This is a genomic window from Alkalibacillus sp. S2W, from assembly GCF_046764385.1.
In the GTDB taxonomy this organism is placed as follows: domain Bacteria; phylum Bacillota; class Bacilli; order Bacillales; family Alkalibacillaceae; genus Alkalibacillus; species Alkalibacillus almallahensis.
On sequence record NZ_CP177234.1, the window covers coordinates 2,168,390 to 2,186,082 of the forward strand.

Consider the following 17,693-nt stretch of genomic DNA (forward strand, 5'->3'; position numbering starts at 1 on the left):
GCAGTTATTTTAAGGGGGGAAGTACTTTGTTAAAGAAGCTCAAAAAGTATAGCAGTGAAATGCTTAATGCAGAAAAGAGTTTAAAGGAATTAAATATTGATGAAAGTGAACTTGAAAAGTTAAAAGATGATGCACTGTAACCGTCAAGTAGAATTAAACAATTTTCCACAAATAAGATTAAACAGTCTAACTAACTGACGAGTGTTCATTTACTCCTCGAAAATAGATTGTCGATACTTCATACGAATACTTTCGGCCTCCTCGCTAAATGTAATCACTTCACTTCTGTGAAGCAATCGATCCAATATCGCTGTTGTAAATGTGGAATCGCCTAAGAATTTTCCCCAATCACCCGGTCCTTTATTAGACGTCAGAATAAACGCAGCCTTATCATACTTATCATAAATAAACTGAAAAAACAGATTGGCTTCTTGTGACTCGTAAGTCATATACATGACATCATCAATAATGATTAGGTCAGAATCCATAATACGTTTGTAACGTGTTTTGGATTTTTTGATATAGTCACGTGTTTTTAAAACATACATGAGATGGTTCATCGAGATAAACGAGACTTGATAACCTTGTTCGACAGCGTGAACACCCAATGCAATAGATAAATGCGATTTCCCAGCTCCGGTTGGGCCCATCATCATAATCGTAAAACATTGTTCAACCCAGTTTAGTTCTTTTAAAATGTTGAGTTGTTTGTCGCCAATCGCTGATTGCTCTTGAAGATTATACTGATCAAAGGTCATATGCTCAGGAAATTCAGCCCATTTCATCAAACGTTCAATATTTTTCTGTTCACGACAAGCCATTTCATACGTCAGAACCTTATCCATTAATTCATAATAAGTCCAACCGGACAATTCAGCTTCCCTTAGTAATTCAGGTAACGCTTTGGCTGTTTCTGCTAGCCGAAGGGTACGACACATATCTTGTAACGATTTATAGGCCTCGCTCATGATAGCCCACCTCCTGATAAGAGATGCGTATAAATATCACTCGGTCGTTCCGGAACCTCATAGTGATCATATGCTGAATGAGATTCGCCGTGAACGGGTTGCTTCTGTTGGGCTTGCACAGACAATGAGTGTGCAATGTCTCTGAAGTCATTCCCGCTTGTTAAATTTAAGTGCTTCATTTGACTTAGAGCCTGATTAATATAATTCGGATATTGCCGAACCGCTTGGTTCACCACCCTTAATTGATCAACGATATGACGCGGATATCGTTCATCAAGACATTGAACCAACCACTGAAATGCCTCTTCATCATGAAACAGATCGCTTAATTGTTGAACGAGTCGATCACGTTTAGATGTTTGATTGTCACGATGCGCTGGATCAGAGATGACTAAGCCCTTGCCATCAGACAATGCATGCTGGGCTAAAATACTGCCATCGGGTTTTAACCGAATATATAACCAACCCGAACGGGTTTCAATATACGCCAGATTAGGTGATTCAGCGTGATAAGTGCCACGTGGAACACTATAGCGATTACCTTCAAATCGAATCACATTGTCCTTTTGAATAATCCTTGTTATACTATCATGAGTAACATCATTCATGATGTTGTGCGTTGAGACCTTCTGTAAATGCGGCTTTTCCAGGGCGTGCATATCGGAAGGTCTCTTTTTTGTATTGTGATGAACTTTGTGATTCCCTGTCCTCTCAAGCCAAGATAAGCATGATGCGTTCCATGTCTTGATATCATGGAACGTGCGATTGTGACTAAAATTTACTTTGACAAATTTAACGGTTTGTTCCACTTTCCCTTTCGTTTCAGGATCACTTTTTCGACATAAATAAATCTTAAACCCTTTCGAATCTTGGTAGGCCGAAAAAATCGACGTTAAAATCAGATCACCTGCATTCTCACTCACAGCGAGTAACGCATCTTGATCATAGACCATTTCAGTGGGCATACCTCCGAAATAATGAAAGGCATGATCATGCATTCGAATAACATCTGCTGTACGAAATGGCCGATCCAACCATTCAACATATTTAAAACGTGAATGCGATAATAGAAAGGCTATAAAATATAATCGGACGCTTCGTCCGTCCTTGTCCTGAACCACATCATAACCAAAATCGACTTGCCCTTGTTGTCCCATGGGTAACTCAGGAACAGATACGTAGGGGCGTTGAGCTGTTTGTTTAGGAATATGATAATGGTCACGCATGTCATTCACATAATTCCTAACAGTATTTTCTGCGATATCTGATATGTCTAACGTTTCTTGTAACCAATCCACGATTTGAGCAGCCGTTAAATCGTGATGCATTTTTAACCATTCAAGTATCTGTTGGTGATAAGGATCCAATTTCTTAGATCGCGTTTTTAATGTGTGCGTATATACCTCCATTTCTTCGAATGACCTATTCAAACAATCAATCACCCGGTTACGCGATATCTGTAACTTGCGAGCTATCGCACTTTTAGAAAATCCTTCCTGATACAAACGATGAATCTCCATGTAATCCATTAAACGGTTCACTCCTAATCGCCTCACTTTCTATAAAACTTACATTAAGTATATAGAAAAGGCGTGTATTTTTGGTGACCTGTTTAATCTTATTTGTAGAAATCTGTTGATTTCTATTTGTGGAAAACTGTTGAATCTAGTTTAGCGTTTACATGCACACAGTATGGATGAACAAGACATTCAAAAAAACCAAAAACATTTTTCTGAAAAGAATTTTTGGAAAAAGGTGAAGAACATTTCAATTAAATCTGGTTCTTCTATTATCTATGTGGTTCTTCTAATGTATTATACTATGAACAAACCCGAAGTGCCTTTATCAATTAAGGCTACAATAGCTGGAGCATTAGGTTATTTTATTTTACCATTCGATTTAATTCCTGACGTAGCTGCCGGTGTTGGTTATGCTGATGATTTAACTGTTCTTACTGCTGCTCTATTTCAAGTAGTAATGTATATTGACGAAGATATCAAACAACAAGCGAAAGACAAGCTCAATGTTTTGTTCGGTGACGATATTGATACTACAGAAGTAGATGAAAAATTAAGTAACTCTAATAAGTCTGTAGAATAAGTTTATAATTTCAACATATCTGTAAATATTAAACTGAAATAATTAAAGAATAAGAATTAACGCCTTCTATTCTCGATCGGTGGATCAAGAAGCACCGTGATAGCGGGTCCTTTGAAGAAAAAACAACGGGACACCTGAACAAGAAGAACAAATTTAACTACGCATTGGCTATAAAGCTGATGAATGGCGCATTCCATGAAGTCCGCGGACCGATTAGGTGTTGTAATTGCCGTATAGCATCTTGCCTTTCGTTCGACAGAGGTAGCTAGGCAACCTTTACTGTGACCTCGGATACAAACAAAACTATCGAGTTCCCGATGACCAAATGTTTCTCGTTTTCGGACTTCTTTAGGGCGATGTTTAATGGATGTTCCGACATTAAATCGTCCTCTTGTTTCGCGGGGTTTTTTGTCTTTTTGACGAAGCATTGGTAATGTGGCGTTATATAACCACCCTTGATACAACCAACGATAGATGGTTTTGAAACTGATGTCGCCTTTTATTCACCGTGAACGATTTGTTCAGTCGACCAAGTTTAGCATGAATGCGGTCGGCAAGGTTTTGTGACCATTTAACCGATCGACAACAATTTAAACGACACTTTTTTAGTGGTCTTGTGCTTGTTCAGCGTAATACGTATCACCGATGGCATTGTGTTTAACTTCTCGTGAAATCGTTGATACTGCTCGATTTATTTACTTTCCAATATGGCTCAAAACTAATTCTTGTCTAACATCATTTTATCCTTTTCCACTCAAATGTGGGAAGATATTGGTAGCTCATAACAGGACCTCCGTTTATATGTTTGATGTGATTATCTACATTTTACACGAAACTGTTATAAGCTGCTTTTTTAGGTGTTGCACTTAATATTACAATTGGTCTATTAAAAATAAATTGGCTGAACCTTATCGCACCAACGGTTTAAGTAAGGTTCAGCCACATTCAATCTCATACAATATAATACTCAATATGCCCTCGAAGGGAATCGAACCCCTATCGCAAGAACCGGAATCTTGTGTGTTATCCGTTACACCACGAGGGCTAAAAAAGAACTGCATTAGTCATTATAATTCGTTCTGGTTTCTTTTGCAAGATGTCTTTGTTATTTGATCGATCAACGTTTAATCGGTCGTCAAATTGGGAAGATGGATAATGGTCAAAAGGATTGAGTTTTTCGTTTGACCTTTCTTGACCAAACAGGTATGATAAACATATAACATAAAAACATGTAATTAAGGAGTGACACGATATGAATTTAATTCCTACAGTCATTGAATCAACAAACCGTGGGGAACGTGCTTATGATATTTATTCGCGTCTATTAAAAGACCGCATCATTATGTTAGGTGGACCAGTTGACGACAACATTTCAAACTCAGTTGTTGCACAGATGTTATTCTTAGCAGCTGAAGATCCTGACAAAGATATTTCCCTATACATCAACTCACCAGGTGGTTCAATCACAGCTGGTATGGCGATTTATGACACAATGCAATTCATTAAGCCAGATGTATCAACAATCTGTGTTGGTATGGCAGCATCAATGGGTGCATTCTTACTAGCTGCAGGTGCAGATGGTAAGCGTTATGGCCTACCAAACAGTGAAGTAATGATTCACCAACCATTAGGTGGTACGCAAGGTCAGGCTTCTGACATCCAAATTCATGCTAAGCGTATTGTTGAAATGCGCGAGAAACTGAACCAAATCCTATCTGAACGTACAGGTCAGCCGTACGAAGTAGTTGAACGTGACACTGATCGTGACAACTTCATGTCAGCAAATGAAGCGAAAGAATATGGCTTGATCGACGAAGTGATGGAAAAATAAGCAGATATTTAGGAGCGCCCGCTAATTGCGGGCGTTTTTTATTGCGGATGAATTGAGAAAAGTCCTTGTAACTATCACACTAAAAATACTACAATTAGCACCTAAAATAACTGTATAAGTAGCAACCAACAAACGCTTGAGCATTTTTATGCCCAAGCGTTTGTTTTATTATATAGCTTTGTTCAATTAAAGCCACACCTTAGCTCTATAGCAAAAATGGAATTATTCTTTTTCCTTCTTGTTAATTTCATCCACTAATTTATCAAACTCATTTTCATCGTCGCTGTCATTATAAAAATTATTATCACGTTTGTTGAATAGCCGATCTGCTTTTTTTGTATATCCATATACATAGTAAACCAATTACAATTGCCGAAAAAGGAATTATTATATACATCCCTTTTGCAATTAACGAAGCTATAAGGCCAATAATTCCTACTATTAATATCAACCAACCTATAATTAAAATAAGACTCAAACTGAATTCAATTAAACTCTTCAAATAATCCCCCCCAGAGAATATTTTATCTCTCTGTTATTCAATAATCCTGTGTCATCAGCACGTTAAGTATGATTATTCACAAACTGTATTTTTATATTAACATAAAATAACAATTATCTTCTTAGTTTATAAAAATCAACATCGCAATTAGCCTACTAACAATAGCTATAGTCAGTAGGCTAATTGATGTGCGATTTGGTATGCTATTAAGGATCCAGTTCACCTCCCCCTTCATTCAACTGTAAACTCCCTTGCAATTTCATCTTAACGCTTAACATGATACGATTAAGGCAGTGAGACAAGGAGTGACTGAGATGACGATCGAATTACCGAATGAAATAGAAGCTAAATTACAAGCAAAGCAACCCAATCCAAGTGAGTTTGATTACTTAAAAACAGAAGCGAGTTATCTACCTTATGATCAAACGATTTTAACGGATGCGCTCGTGGCGTTAATGCAAGGAAAAAATGTGTTGCTTAAAGGGCCAACTGGTTCGGGTAAGACGAAGCTAGCTGAAACGTTAGCCAATTACTTGAAGCAGCCGATGTTTAGTGTGAATTGTTCCGTTGATTTGGATGCGGAAAGTTTTTTAGGGTTTAAGACGATTAATTATGATGAAGACGGCAAACAACAAATCGACTTTGTGCCTGGACCGCTTGTTCAAGCTATGGAAAATGGGCATCTTCTTTATATAGATGAGATTAATATGGCGAAACCAGAAACTTTGCCGCTAATCAATGGGGCACTGGACTACCGCCGTACCGTAACTAATCCTTTAACCAATAATCGGATTCAAGCGCAAGAAGGATTTAATGTCATTGCTGCGATTAATGAGGGGTATATCGGCACGACTCGACTAAATGAAGCGCTGAAAAACCGTTTTATCGTGTTTGATATTTCCTATATTGGTGGCGATCAGTTAAAATCGTTGATTCAATCAGAAACGAACTTATCAGATAAAGAAAAAATTAATGCGTTCGTCCAATTGTCGGCTGATTTAATTGAAGCGGCTGAGCAAGGTAAGATTGCTGAGGATGCTGCGAGTATTCGTGCGCTGATTGATGCGTGTGATTTAGCTCATATGATTCCAGCTAAACGTGCGATCCAACGGGCGATCGTGGATAAATTGGAAGATGACCGTGAGAAGGAAAATGTCCGTAACTTAGCGGATACGTTGTTTGAATGAGGTGGTTCGGTGAAATTTAATGATAAAGTGGTTGATACACAACAATTGGCGACTTTGCGTGACTTTGTGAATGTTTTAGCCAAAGAAGCGGATTTAGAATTTGACTATCATTTTGGGGCAACAGTTCATATTGACGACCGGCAGATTACGGCGAGTCATTTTTGGGATCATCGGTTTAACGTGCAACAGACGGGTTATAAAACGGATATCTTGTTACGTGTCTTAGGAACATTGCACGAGACATCTGTATCTGAATTTTTGCGTCTAAAAAAAGAAACGAATCGCAGTCATATGCCCTATTTTATCGAGCAATTATTTACGTTGCTTGAAGACATTCGCTTAGAACGGTTAATTCGTAGGCGTCGGCCTGGTACGAAATCATGGTTTGATATGAGGAGGAAGGCGTATCATCACTATTTTGAAACGCAACGACAAACAGCCATAACACGTAGCTATTTTACGGATGAGCTATTTTGTCTTATTTATCTAACCTTAACATCTGAATCACCTTTTGAAACCTTTAAATCAAGCAAGTCGACGCAGAATCGGACATTACAAGGAATTAAACCTCTTCTCCAACGTGTCTATGAATCAAAATCAACGCGTAATGTCGTGCGCATTGTTTTGGAAATCCAAGAGGCGCTTGAAGAAGACTATAGTGACATGATCAATCGTTATTTCGTTTACCCGATTCAACATCAATCCGAACTCCAAGAAGAACGTGTCATTGAGGAATTGAAGCGTGTCGATCCACTGAATAATGACGATGAGGATGACACGTCGAGCGACGATGTCATCAATGAACGATTTCAAACATGGCATCAAGAGAATGAAAATGACGATGAGAATCAAACGTTTATGCAATTTGAATTGGATCAAGGAACGAAGACGACGATGATTGGTGATGGTGCTCATCAAACTGAAGAAGGCGATCAGGCGATGGCAAGCGTTCAAGGGATGTCTGCGCAGACGGATCAGAGCGAGTATGAGCATCTTGAAGATTTAGACGAGAAGAAAAGTGAGCAAGAAGCGGGTGACGAACAAAATTACGGGAAAGAAAATGCGAACGCCGTTGTCTATGATCGTTATCCTGAAAAACCGAGTGAAGCTGACGATGATGCCTATCGTGATTTATTGCGGACAATCGATCCACTTCGTCGCCAACTATCCCAAACGATCTTTAAAGCATTAGATCAGAAACAAAATGCCGAACGATCGCATTTATTAACGGGGCGTCTTGATAAAAAACAATTGCTGCCGCTTTCAATCGAAAACGAATCGCGTGTCTTTTATAAAAATGATTTAGAAAGCGATGAAATTGATGCTGTATTTACATTGCTCATTGATTGCTCGGCCTCAATGTTTAATAAAATGGAAGAAACGAAGACAGCGGCAATTTTATTCCATGAAGTCTTAAAAGAGTTGAAGATTCCTCACAATGTGATTGGGTTCTGGGAAGATGGTTTTGCGACGAAGGAGAATGAACAACCGAACTATTTTCATCGTGTGATGACATTCGACAACGCGTTGCAAACTAATGTTGGTCCAGAGCTATTGCAGCTTGATGCTGAAGAAGATAATCGTGACGGCTTCACGATTCGTGTTGCGACAGAAGAGTTATTAGAACGCACGGAAAAAGACCAATTTTTGCTCGTATTTTCAGATGGTGAGCCTTCTGCGTTTAATTATAGTGAAAACGGCATTATTGACACGAATGAAGCGGTGATCGAGGCGCGGAAGAAAGGCATAGAAGTTGTTGGTGTCTTTCTAGGTGACGGTGAGATTGCCGAACACGAAGCGATGCTCATGCGTAACATTTACGGACGTGAACATATGCTTATACCTGATTTAAGCGAATTACCTGGTTCGTTTTCGGGCATATTGAAGCGGCTGTTATTAAAGTCGATCTAATATAAAAAGACCACAGCTTCCGCGCTGTGGTCTTTAGTTTATTCAGTTGATTCCATTAAGGATGCCAGTGTACTGAGAGCGGTTTCTTCATCAACACCGTCAGCTTTTAAGGTCACTTCTTCTCCTGAACCAATCGCAAGACTCATGACCCCCATAATACTTTTGGCGTTCACTTGTTTTTCGCCTTTTTCTAAAAAGACATCAGCGGAAAATCGATTCGCTTCTTGCACAAATTTAGCAGCTGGCCTTGCTTGTAATCCTGATTCTAATTGAACGACAACGTTCTGTTCAGCCAAAGCAATTCTCCTCTCTATATCCCATAATTTCTTCATCGTTTTTTATAGATTATTACCCGATATTATACCACAACTACAAATTTTAGAATAGTTTGTTTATTTCTCGAGAAGGTCACCTTTACGCAGTTTTTCAGCGTAGTCATCAATTTTTTTGAAGCGATGATTAAGGCCTGATTTACTGATCGTACTCGATTCCGCTAAGTCCACTAATTCTTTTAATGACACTTCCTGATGCTGCATTCTAAGTTCAGCCGCTTCGCGAAGTTTATCGGGCAGTGAATCAATGCCGACGACTTCATCGATATAGCGAATGTTCTCAACTTGGCGAAACGAAGCGCCGATCGTTTTGTTTAAGTTAGCTGTTTCACAATTGACTAAGCGATTCACTGAATTTCTCATATCCCGCATAATGCGAACATCTTCGAATTTCAGCAGAGCCTGGTGAGCGCCGATTAGTATTAAAAATTCGGTAATTTTCTCAGCCTCTTTTAGATAATTAATATATCCTTTTTTACGTTCATGTGTTTTTGCATGTAAATCAAAATCATTCATCAATTCGACCAGTGCATCATTATGTTCTTGATACAATGTAAAAATTTCTAAATGATAAGATGACGTTTCAGGATTATTAACAGAACCGCCTGCTAAAAATGCTCCACGTAAATAAGACTTTTTACAACACTCGCGCTGTAAATAATTATCTGGAATGCTGCGGTTGAACGAAAACGGTCCATCCATAATACCTAAATCTTTCAACACGTGTTCAACACCCTCGACAAGTCGAACGATGTAAATATTATTTTTCTTTAAACGCATCTTTTTACGGACTAAGAGCTCGACTGGATAATCATAAACATGCTTAATCAATGTATAAATGCGACGAGCAATAGCGGCATTTTCCGTTTGGACGTCTAATATATATTTTCGATTGGAAAAGGATAATGATCCATTCATACGAACCAAGGCTGATAATTCCGACTGCTTACAACATTGGTCCGTCTCGATGCTTGTCAGTTCTTTTTTCGTTTCTGATGCAAATGACATAGCGATTCCCCTTCACTTCTTTAACTCTAGAATCCATTATAACAATTCGTAGAGTAAATTTGCGATTTTATGCTCATGGTGTTTTAATGTCCCGTCACTATGTAAGTCAGCAATATCTCCTTGGATGACGCGAACGCCCATCTTTTCTAGTTCATCTCGGTCACAAATAACAGGTTCAGCATGTTCTTTTTCGTATTCGTACTTGATTGTCTGTTCGATCTGTTCACCATGCATCACAATTGAATCGACAAATGGATTGTCGACATGTCGATGCAAGGCTTCTATATGATCAGACGCTGTGTAGTCAGCTGTCTCGCCTTCCTGCGTCATAACATTACAGACATATACGGTTTCTGCGTTCGTTTGACGTAATGCGTCTTTTATTTCCCAGGAAATAAGGTTAGGTACGATACTCGTATACAAACTTCCCGGTGCTATGACAATTAATTCTGCTTGTTTAATCGCCCTAACAGCTTCGGGCAATGGTTGCACATGAGGAGGATCAAAAAACACTCGCTTAATTGGTTTATTAACTTCAGGAATTTTCGACTCGCCTCTAACCACTGTGCCATCTTCGAATTCTGCTTTTAAATACATATTTTCATTAGCAATCGGATAAATTCGACCTTTGACATTAAACACACGGGAAATTTCTTTAATTCCTTGGTAGAAATCACCTGTAATTGATGTCATACCTGCCAATATTAAATTACCAAGTGCGTGACCCGATAGTCCATTTCCGTCTTCAAACCGATGTTGAAACAAACTGAGTAACGTCGGCTCAACATCTGACATCGAAGCAATCACTTTACGAATATCGCCTGGTGCCGGCATGCTTAAATCTTCACGCAATCGTCCAGTACTACCACCATCATCTGATACTGTCACAATTGCTGATAAGTTAACCGGGAATTTCCGTAAACCACGTAATAAGACAGGTAATCCTGTCCCACCACCGATTACGACTACTTTTGGTCCATTAACATCTGTCATGAGGAAACTTCATGTCCTTTCTTAATATCGCGGTGGTAGACATGGGCTTGATAATCTTTGCCAATCATATCAGCGATTTTTTCGGCGATTGCTACAGATCGATGTTGGCCTCCCGTACAGCCAATGCCAATGACCAATTGGCTTTTTCCTTCACGTTCATAGTGTGGCAACATAAACGATAATAAATCCTGTAATTTACGTAAAAACTTGCGTGTGTCTTTCCATTTCAAAACATAAGAAGACACTTCTTGGTTTTGCCCGGTTAAATCACGCATCGACTCGACATAGTGTGGGTTCGGCAAGAAACGCACATCAAATATGAGATCGGCATCGATTGGAACCCCGTGTTTGTATCCAAATGAGACGAGTTGAACGGAGAATACGTGTTGTTTCCGCTCTTTAAACTGATTAATAATTTGCTCGCGTAATTCACGTGCTGATAATTCAGATGTATTAATTATTGTTTGTGCGCGCCCTTTTAACTCATCTAAGATTGCGCGTTCTTGGTTAATACCTGCTAGTGGTAAGCCATCTGGTGCTAATGGATGCGAGCGTCTTGATTCTTTATAACGCTGAACTAATGTTTCTTTATCAGCATCTAAGAATACGATATGCTCAGAGATCACCTCGTCACTAGTGAAATCGTTTAATGTGTCATATAAAGAATCGAAAAATTCGCGTCCACGTAAGTCCATCACAACGGCTAGACGTTTATTTTCTTTATTATCTTTCATGAGTTCAATGAATTTAGGTAATAAAGCAGGTGGTAAGTTGTCGACACAAAAATAACCTAAGTCTTCTAGGCTTTGAATGGCGACTGTCTTTCCTGCGCCTGACATACCAGTAATGATGACTAATTCAACTTTTTGAGGTTTTGGTTCCAATGACGTCACCCCTCACTTATATATTTAATTTCAATTATACACGGTAGAAGCGTTCCTGACTATTCACTGCAAAATTTCTTATAAAATGCTTCTTCAAAAGTCCGTTGTTGATATTGTGATCCGCTTTCGGCTGACGCTTTAGTTTCGCTGTATGGTTGAGGGATTTCGCTGTATCATGAGATGACTTCGCTGTATAATTGGAAATTTCGCTGTATATTTGAGAACTTTCGCTGTATGAAGCAATGTTTTCGCTGTATAATTGGAAATTTCGCTGTATCACTGTATCATCACAGTGGGTTTTCGTAGCGCATGCTGTTCCCGTGACGGCAATGTCGCCAACATCGCTCCTCACAATTCAACAACTAATCGCTATTTATGAAATTCTACACTAAACTTTAAAAAAGTCTATAAAACAGAAAAAACACAGGTAGATGAAAGGCGAATCTACCTGTGCTAATAGAAGCTCTATAGAATAAAGGGGGTCAATTATTAATTTCATTATAACACCCCAATATTGCACCCGTGTTACAACGGCATTAAAAACCGATTACGATTACGATTAAGATTGAGCGGCTTGTAATTCTTCCATTAAGTCTTCGATATAGTGTTGTGCCGCTTGTGCAGCGATACTTCCATCACCTGTTGCTGTAACGATTTGACGTAAATGAGTATCACGAATATCACCTGCTGCGAAGATCCCTGGAATCGACGTTTGCATTTTTTCATCAGTCTGCACCCAGCCTTCATCGTTCGTGATTCCTAATTCTGTGAAAGCATAGTTTAACGGTAACATGCCGATGTAAATGAACACGCCGTCAATGTCTTCTTCACGTTCTTCTCCTGTGACGTTGTCGTAAAGCACAGCACTTCCGACTTTGCCATCCGCTTCTTTAATTTCTTTTAGTTCTGTATTCCAGTAGAAATTAATTTTTTCGTTGTCGAAAGCACGATCTTGCAGAATTTTCTGAGCACGTAGCTCATCACGACGGTGCACGATTGTTACTTTATCCGCAAAGCGTGTTAGATAAATGCCTTCTTCAACGGCAGAATCGCCTCCACCAATTACGAATAGTTCTTTTTCTTTAAAGAATGCACCATCACACACAGCACAATATGAAACACCACGGCCAGAATACTCCGCTTCACCTGGTACGTCAATCGTCTTATATTGCGCTCCAGTTGCTAAAATCACTGCACGTGCTTTATATTCTTTTTTCCCAGCTATAACTGTTTTGTATTCTTTACCATCAATAATTTGTTTAATATCACCGTATGCATATTCAGCGCCAAATTTCTTCGAGTGTTCGAACATTTTGGTCGACAAATCCGGACCTATAATGTGCTCAAATCCAGGGAAATTTTCCACATCTTCTGTATTAGCCATTTGACCACCAGGCATACCGCGTTCTAACATTAATGTATCTAAATTCGCGCGCGAAGTGTATACAGCTGCTGTCATTCCAGCTGGCCCTGCGCCAGCGATAATTACGTCATAAATTTTTTCTTCACTCATACTGTCAACTCCTTTAAAACCCTCTAACTTTAACTACTCTTATCATATTATACTCCCCCGACTCGCGACAATAAATGTGCTCAGGGGGGTATTTTTTATTTCAGTTATCTATTCCCAACCATGTGCTTGTAATAAACGTTCAATCGTCGGATGCTGTTCCTTTGCTTCTTGCCATATGGTCGAAGCCTTTTCATCATCGTAATAGGCACGCAAGCTATAACCGAACCATAAATAATAACTTAAATAATTCGAGACCTGATCTGATTTAAGTTTCCGGAAACGTTTGATTGCTTCGGCGTGATCATTGACTTGAGCCATCACGATTGCTAATTTTAATTGTTTTTCAAAATAGGTCGGATACACTTTTTTAAGCTCATCTAAAAAGGCTTCACTAAGATCTGTTCGACCGATTTGATCATAAAAATACATCAGATTCATGCGACTGCTCAATGAATTAGGGTCTTGTTCTAACCATTTTTCTTCATATTGAATCGCCTCATCCGTTTGACCTTGCTGAAACAATGCGTAGGCATACTCATGCTTTGCCGGTAAATATTCTGGATAACGATCAGTTAGTTCTTCTAATACTGTTAAGGCATCGTCCCACTCTTCATGTTCAAGATGGTAAAATGCCGTTTCTTGATATAGCATAAACTCATCTTCTTCACTAAATGCAAGCTCATCGTCTTCTGAGTAGTCTGTTAATACTCGGTCCAGATTACTAATCAATTCTTCAGTCTCAGCTTTAAAATCACCTTCTGGGTCTAGCTCGAGATATTGTTCAGCACTCTTTTTCGCTTCGTAAAACAGACCTAAATGTGCATAGTTATTGGCCATCAAATAATAAGAATCGACATACGGCTCCCGATTGGAGTCGAGCACTTGTTGCAACATGTCGTTCGCTTTATGATATTGATGTAATTCAGTATATAATACAGACATCTGGCACAAGTACAGTGGATTCGTCGGATCTGTTTCCAATGCTTTTTGAAACCATTTTTCCGCTTTAGTAAAATCTTTTCGTTTAAATGCTTTAACGCCATATGAAAAATAAAAATCGCCATCATGTCGAAACGTTGCGACCTTATTTGGTATATCCGTCTTCCGAAACATCGTTTGCATAAAGGCCTCCTAGTCTTGCTAATCCATACCAAAGTATAACATAACACCCTTCGACAAGCGATGGGGAGTGGTTAATTTGTCGAGAGGACGTTGAATATTTGAGCTACTGCTTCAATTCTTGAGCGACGATACGTAAAAATCCTTGGCTTAGGCGCCAAGGATTTTTTGTCATATCACTGATTAAGTTCTGCTTCAGCAATTAATTGATCGACTTCTTTTACATAAGTCGCGTATTCATCATCTGTCCATGATAAGAAATGGTTCATTTCATCGATGACGCCTTGTTTATAAGTTTTAACGGCATCTATATCAAAGAAAAGATTGCCCGTGCGTCGGATTAAGAAGTCGACTGGTTTGTAAACGGCTTCGTTTTCAATTGCGTAATGCAATTCAGCTAAAAGAGTCCGCGGTAGTTCGTGTTCTGTCGTTAATTCATAATAACGATCGAGTACGAGACGGGTGTTGGCACCATATCGGTTCAACCATGTCAGCATGGTTGCTTTATCTATATCGTGTTGTTCCGCTTCGTGGATCATTTTTTGTGTCAGTTCTGCAAAGCCTTTCGAGCCACCGACCTCACCACCAGCGATTGGCATCTTTTGCGTTTTCGATTTCACATATGGGCGGCCATCGATCGTTTTTAATTTCGAACTGACTTGGTCTACAACTTGTTCTGCCATTTTGCGATAACCTGTTAACTTACCACCAGCGATCGACATTAAACCCGAATCAGATTCTAAAATTTCGTCTTTTCGCGAAATTTCAGATGGGTCCTTGCCTTCTTCATGAATGAGCGGGCGAATACCGGCCCACGTCGATTCAATATCGTCATCTGTTAAATTCACATCAGGGAACATAAACTGAATCGCGTCCAACACATATTGTTTATCCGCTTCAGTCGTTGTCGGGTTCGCTAAATCTGACTCGTACTTCGTATCCGTTGTGCCCACATATGTCTTGCCGTCACGTGGAATTGCAAACACCATGCGACCGTCTGGTGTATCAAAGTAGATCGCTTGATGGAGCGGAAAGCGTTCTTGGTCAAAGACGAGGTGAACACCTTTTGTATGGAACAATTGCTTGCCTTTTTTCGATTGGTCCATTTTACGAAGGTCATCTACCCAAGGACCGGTCGCGTTGACGATGTAATGGCTGTAAACATCTTGCGTTTCACCATTCGCTACATCGCGGACGCGTGCACCGATTACTTTACCGTCGTTATATAAAAGCTGTTCAACCTTCATGTAATTAAAAGCCTGCGCGCCGTATTCGACCGCTTTTTTCATCACTTCGATCGTAAGACGAGCGTCATCGGTTTTATATTCAACGTAATACCCTGCGCCTTTAAGTCCGTCGCGTTTTAATAACGGTTCACGTTTTAATGCTTCCTCAACTGAAAACATCTTCCGGCGTTCGCTCCGTTTGACGCCAGCTAAAAAGTCATAAACGCGCAAACCAATATTCGTTGAGAACGGACCGAAATTACCACCTTCATAAAACGGTAACATCATCCATTCCGGAGTCGTAATATGCGGGCCATTTTCATACACGATTTCTCGCTCTTTACCGACTTCAGCGACGAGCTTGATTTCGAAATTTTTCAAATAACGCAAGCCTCCGTGAACCAATTTCGTTGAGCGACTGGATGTGCCCGCTGCGAAGTCTTGCATTTCTAAAACCGCCACATTCATGCCGCGGCTTACGGCATCAAGCGCTATCCCAGCACCTGTAATACCGCCACCAATGACGAGCAAATCATAGGATTCATTTAATGCTTGTTTATTCGTTTGTCGATTTCTATTTGTAAACGTACTCATCTAGAAAACACCCTTCCTGACTAGCTTTTACGATGTAAAGGCTTGTGTCGCTTTTACGGCACGTTTCCATCCATCATATTTCTCTTCTCGGTCCTCTTTATCCATCTTCGGTTTAAACGTTTCATCTACGTTCCATTGCTTCGCGATTTCATCCTGACTGTTCCAGAATCCAACCGCTAATCCAGCTAAATACGCAGCACCTAAAGCAGTCGTTTCATTGACGATTGGGCGCTCAACACCGACATCTAACATATCGCTTTGAAACTGCACTAAGAAATTGTTTTTCACCGCACCACCATCAACACGTAACGTCTTCAACTGTAATCCAGCGTCTTCGATCATTGCGTTCACGACGTCTTTCGTTTGGTAAGCAAGCGATTCTAATGTGGCCCGGACGACGTGTTCTTTTTCAGAACCACGAGTTAAACCAAAGACAGCACCACGCGCTTGACTATCCCAATACGGCGTACCTAAGCCGACAAATGCTGGTACGACATAAACCCCATCTGTAGATGCAATCCGGTTCGCATAGTCTTCCGTTTTCGGAGCTGATTCAATCAAACGCAAACCGTCACGCAACCATTGAATCGCCGAACCTGCGACGAAAATACTGCCTTCTAATGCGTAATCGACACGACCATCAATCCCCCACGCTAACGTTGTTAACAAACCATGGTCGGACGCTACTGCTTCATTGCCCGTGTTCATCAACATAAAACAGCCTGTGCCATACGTGTTTTTCGCCATACCTTTTTCAAAACAAGCTTGGCCAAATAGCGCTGCTTGTTGATCGCCACAAGCACCCGCAATCGGAACTGACTCCCCTTGGAAATGATAATCGACTGTATAACCGTACACTTCTGACGAATTCGTCACAGTTGGTAACATGTTTTTCGGCACATCTAAATAATCTAAAAGCTCATCATCCCATTCTAGTTCATGAATGTTGTACATCAATGTACGAGACGCATTGGAATAATCCGTTACATGAACGTCACCACCTGTTAATTTGTAAATGAGCCACGTATCAATCGTCCCGAACATCAACTCACCGTTTTTCGCGCGGTCACGGGCACCGTCCACTTGATCCAAAATCCATTTCACTTTCGTCCCAGAAAAATACGGATCAAGCAATAAGCCTGTTTTTTCACGGAAACGCTCCTCTAAACCTTGATGGCGCAAGTCTGTACAAATATCTTCTGTTTGACGTGACTGCCATACAATTGCTTTATGAATCGGTTTGCCCGTTTCGCGGTCCCAAACAACTGTAGTTTCCCGCTGATTTGTAATCCCGATACTAACGACTTGTGATGCATCAACATCGGCTTTTCGCAATACTTCTGTCATACAATGTTGCGTCGATGTCCATATCTCATTCGCATCATGCTCGACCCAACCTGGCTTCGGGAAATACTGCTGAAATTCTTGTTGCGCGACGTCAACAATCTCACCGTCGTGGTTAAATAAAATAGCACGTGAACTTGTCGTGCCTTGGTCTAATGATAAAACGTATTGCTTCATACTC

At 40.0% G+C, this 17,693-nt stretch carries 14 protein-coding genes and 1 tRNA gene; 4 read left to right on the forward strand and 11 right to left on the reverse strand.

What is annotated here, in order from left to right:
- Window positions 1-209 precede the first annotated feature (209 nt).
- Both istB and istA read right to left on the reverse strand, forming a co-directional pair.
- Window positions 210-968 (reverse strand): IS21-like element helper ATPase IstB, encoded by a 759-nt coding sequence (istB, locus tag ACKXGF_RS11450; RefSeq protein WP_411953848.1) that lies wholly within the window; start codon window positions 966-968, stop codon window positions 210-212.
- Window positions 965-2,497: an IS21 family transposase gene (gene istA / locus ACKXGF_RS11455; RefSeq protein WP_411953849.1), complete on the reverse strand. Its 1,533-nt coding sequence runs from the start codon at window positions 2,495-2,497 to the stop codon at window positions 965-967. Before istA ends, istB begins: the two co-directional genes overlap by 4 nt.
- 163 nt (window positions 2,498-2,660) lie before the next feature.
- Between istA and ACKXGF_RS11460 the strand changes: the two genes are divergently transcribed.
- The gene (locus ACKXGF_RS11460) at window positions 2,661-3,068 is read left to right on the forward strand and encodes a YkvA family protein (protein WP_411953850.1); all 408 of its coding nucleotides are present in this window, start codon (window positions 2,661-2,663) and stop codon (window positions 3,066-3,068) included.
- Window positions 3,069-4,041: 973 nt separating this feature from the next.
- Here ACKXGF_RS11460 and ACKXGF_RS11465 read toward each other — a convergent pair.
- Window positions 4,042-4,113, reverse strand: a tRNA-Arg gene (locus ACKXGF_RS11465).
- Window positions 4,114-4,320: 207 nt separating this feature from the next.
- On the opposite strand from ACKXGF_RS11465, the gene clpP reads away from it, so the two are divergent.
- The 3 genes from clpP (at window position 4,321) to ACKXGF_RS11480 (ending at window position 8,499) form a co-directional block, all read left to right on the forward strand.
- Window positions 4,321-4,899: an ATP-dependent Clp endopeptidase proteolytic subunit ClpP gene (clpP, locus tag ACKXGF_RS11470; protein WP_411953851.1), complete on the forward strand. Its 579-nt coding sequence runs from the start codon at window positions 4,321-4,323 to the stop codon at window positions 4,897-4,899.
- Window positions 4,900-5,715: 816 nt separating this feature from the next.
- Entirely contained in the window at window positions 5,716-6,588 is an 873-nt protein-coding gene (locus ACKXGF_RS11475) for an AAA family ATPase (RefSeq protein ID WP_411953852.1), read from the forward strand.
- Window positions 6,589-6,597: 9 nt separating this feature from the next.
- A complete protein-coding gene (locus ACKXGF_RS11480; RefSeq protein ID WP_411953853.1) occupies window positions 6,598-8,499 on the forward strand; it encodes a vWA domain-containing protein in 1,902 nt (633 codons plus the stop codon).
- A gap of 38 nt (window positions 8,500-8,537) precedes the next feature.
- Here ACKXGF_RS11480 and ACKXGF_RS11485 read toward each other — a convergent pair whose 3' ends face one another.
- The 8 genes from ACKXGF_RS11485 to glpK all read right to left on the reverse strand — a co-directional run bounded on the left by ACKXGF_RS11485 (window position 8,538) and on the right by glpK (window position 17,689).
- Window positions 8,538-8,795 carry an HPr family phosphocarrier protein gene (locus tag ACKXGF_RS11485; RefSeq protein ID WP_411953854.1) on the reverse strand — a complete coding sequence of 86 codons (258 nt, stop codon included), beginning with the start codon at window positions 8,793-8,795 and terminating at the stop codon, window positions 8,538-8,540.
- A 96-nt stretch (window positions 8,796-8,891) separates the two neighbouring features.
- Window positions 8,892-9,839, reverse strand: a complete 948-nt coding sequence (gene whiA / locus ACKXGF_RS11490) for a DNA-binding protein WhiA (RefSeq protein ID WP_411953855.1) — start codon at window positions 9,837-9,839, stop codon at window positions 8,892-8,894.
- 36 nt (window positions 9,840-9,875) lie between these two features.
- On the reverse strand, window positions 9,876-10,832 hold the full coding sequence (locus tag ACKXGF_RS11495; protein WP_411953856.1) for a gluconeogenesis factor YvcK family protein: 957 nt from the start codon (window positions 10,830-10,832) through the stop codon (window positions 9,876-9,878).
- Complete coding sequence (gene rapZ, locus ACKXGF_RS11500) at window positions 10,829-11,716, reverse strand: RNase adapter RapZ (protein ID WP_411953857.1); 888 nt, start codon at window positions 11,714-11,716, stop codon at window positions 10,829-10,831. The genes ACKXGF_RS11495 and rapZ overlap by 4 nt, the downstream gene beginning before the upstream one ends.
- 559 nt (window positions 11,717-12,275) lie before the next feature.
- Window positions 12,276-13,229 (reverse strand): thioredoxin-disulfide reductase, encoded by a 954-nt coding sequence (gene trxB / locus ACKXGF_RS11505; RefSeq protein ID WP_411953858.1) that lies wholly within the window; start codon window positions 13,227-13,229, stop codon window positions 12,276-12,278.
- Between the two features lie 108 nt (window positions 13,230-13,337).
- Window positions 13,338-14,351: a tetratricopeptide repeat protein gene (locus ACKXGF_RS11510; RefSeq protein ID WP_411953859.1), complete on the reverse strand. Its 1,014-nt coding sequence runs from the start codon at window positions 14,349-14,351 to the stop codon at window positions 13,338-13,340.
- A gap of 173 nt (window positions 14,352-14,524) precedes the next feature.
- Entirely contained in the window at window positions 14,525-16,168 is a 1,644-nt protein-coding gene (locus ACKXGF_RS11515) for a glycerol-3-phosphate dehydrogenase/oxidase (RefSeq protein ID WP_411953860.1), read from the reverse strand.
- 27 nt (window positions 16,169-16,195) lie between these two features.
- Window positions 16,196-17,689: a glycerol kinase GlpK gene (gene glpK, locus ACKXGF_RS11520; RefSeq protein WP_411953861.1), complete on the reverse strand. Its 1,494-nt coding sequence runs from the start codon at window positions 17,687-17,689 to the stop codon at window positions 16,196-16,198.
- Window positions 17,690-17,693: the final 4 nt, after the last annotated feature.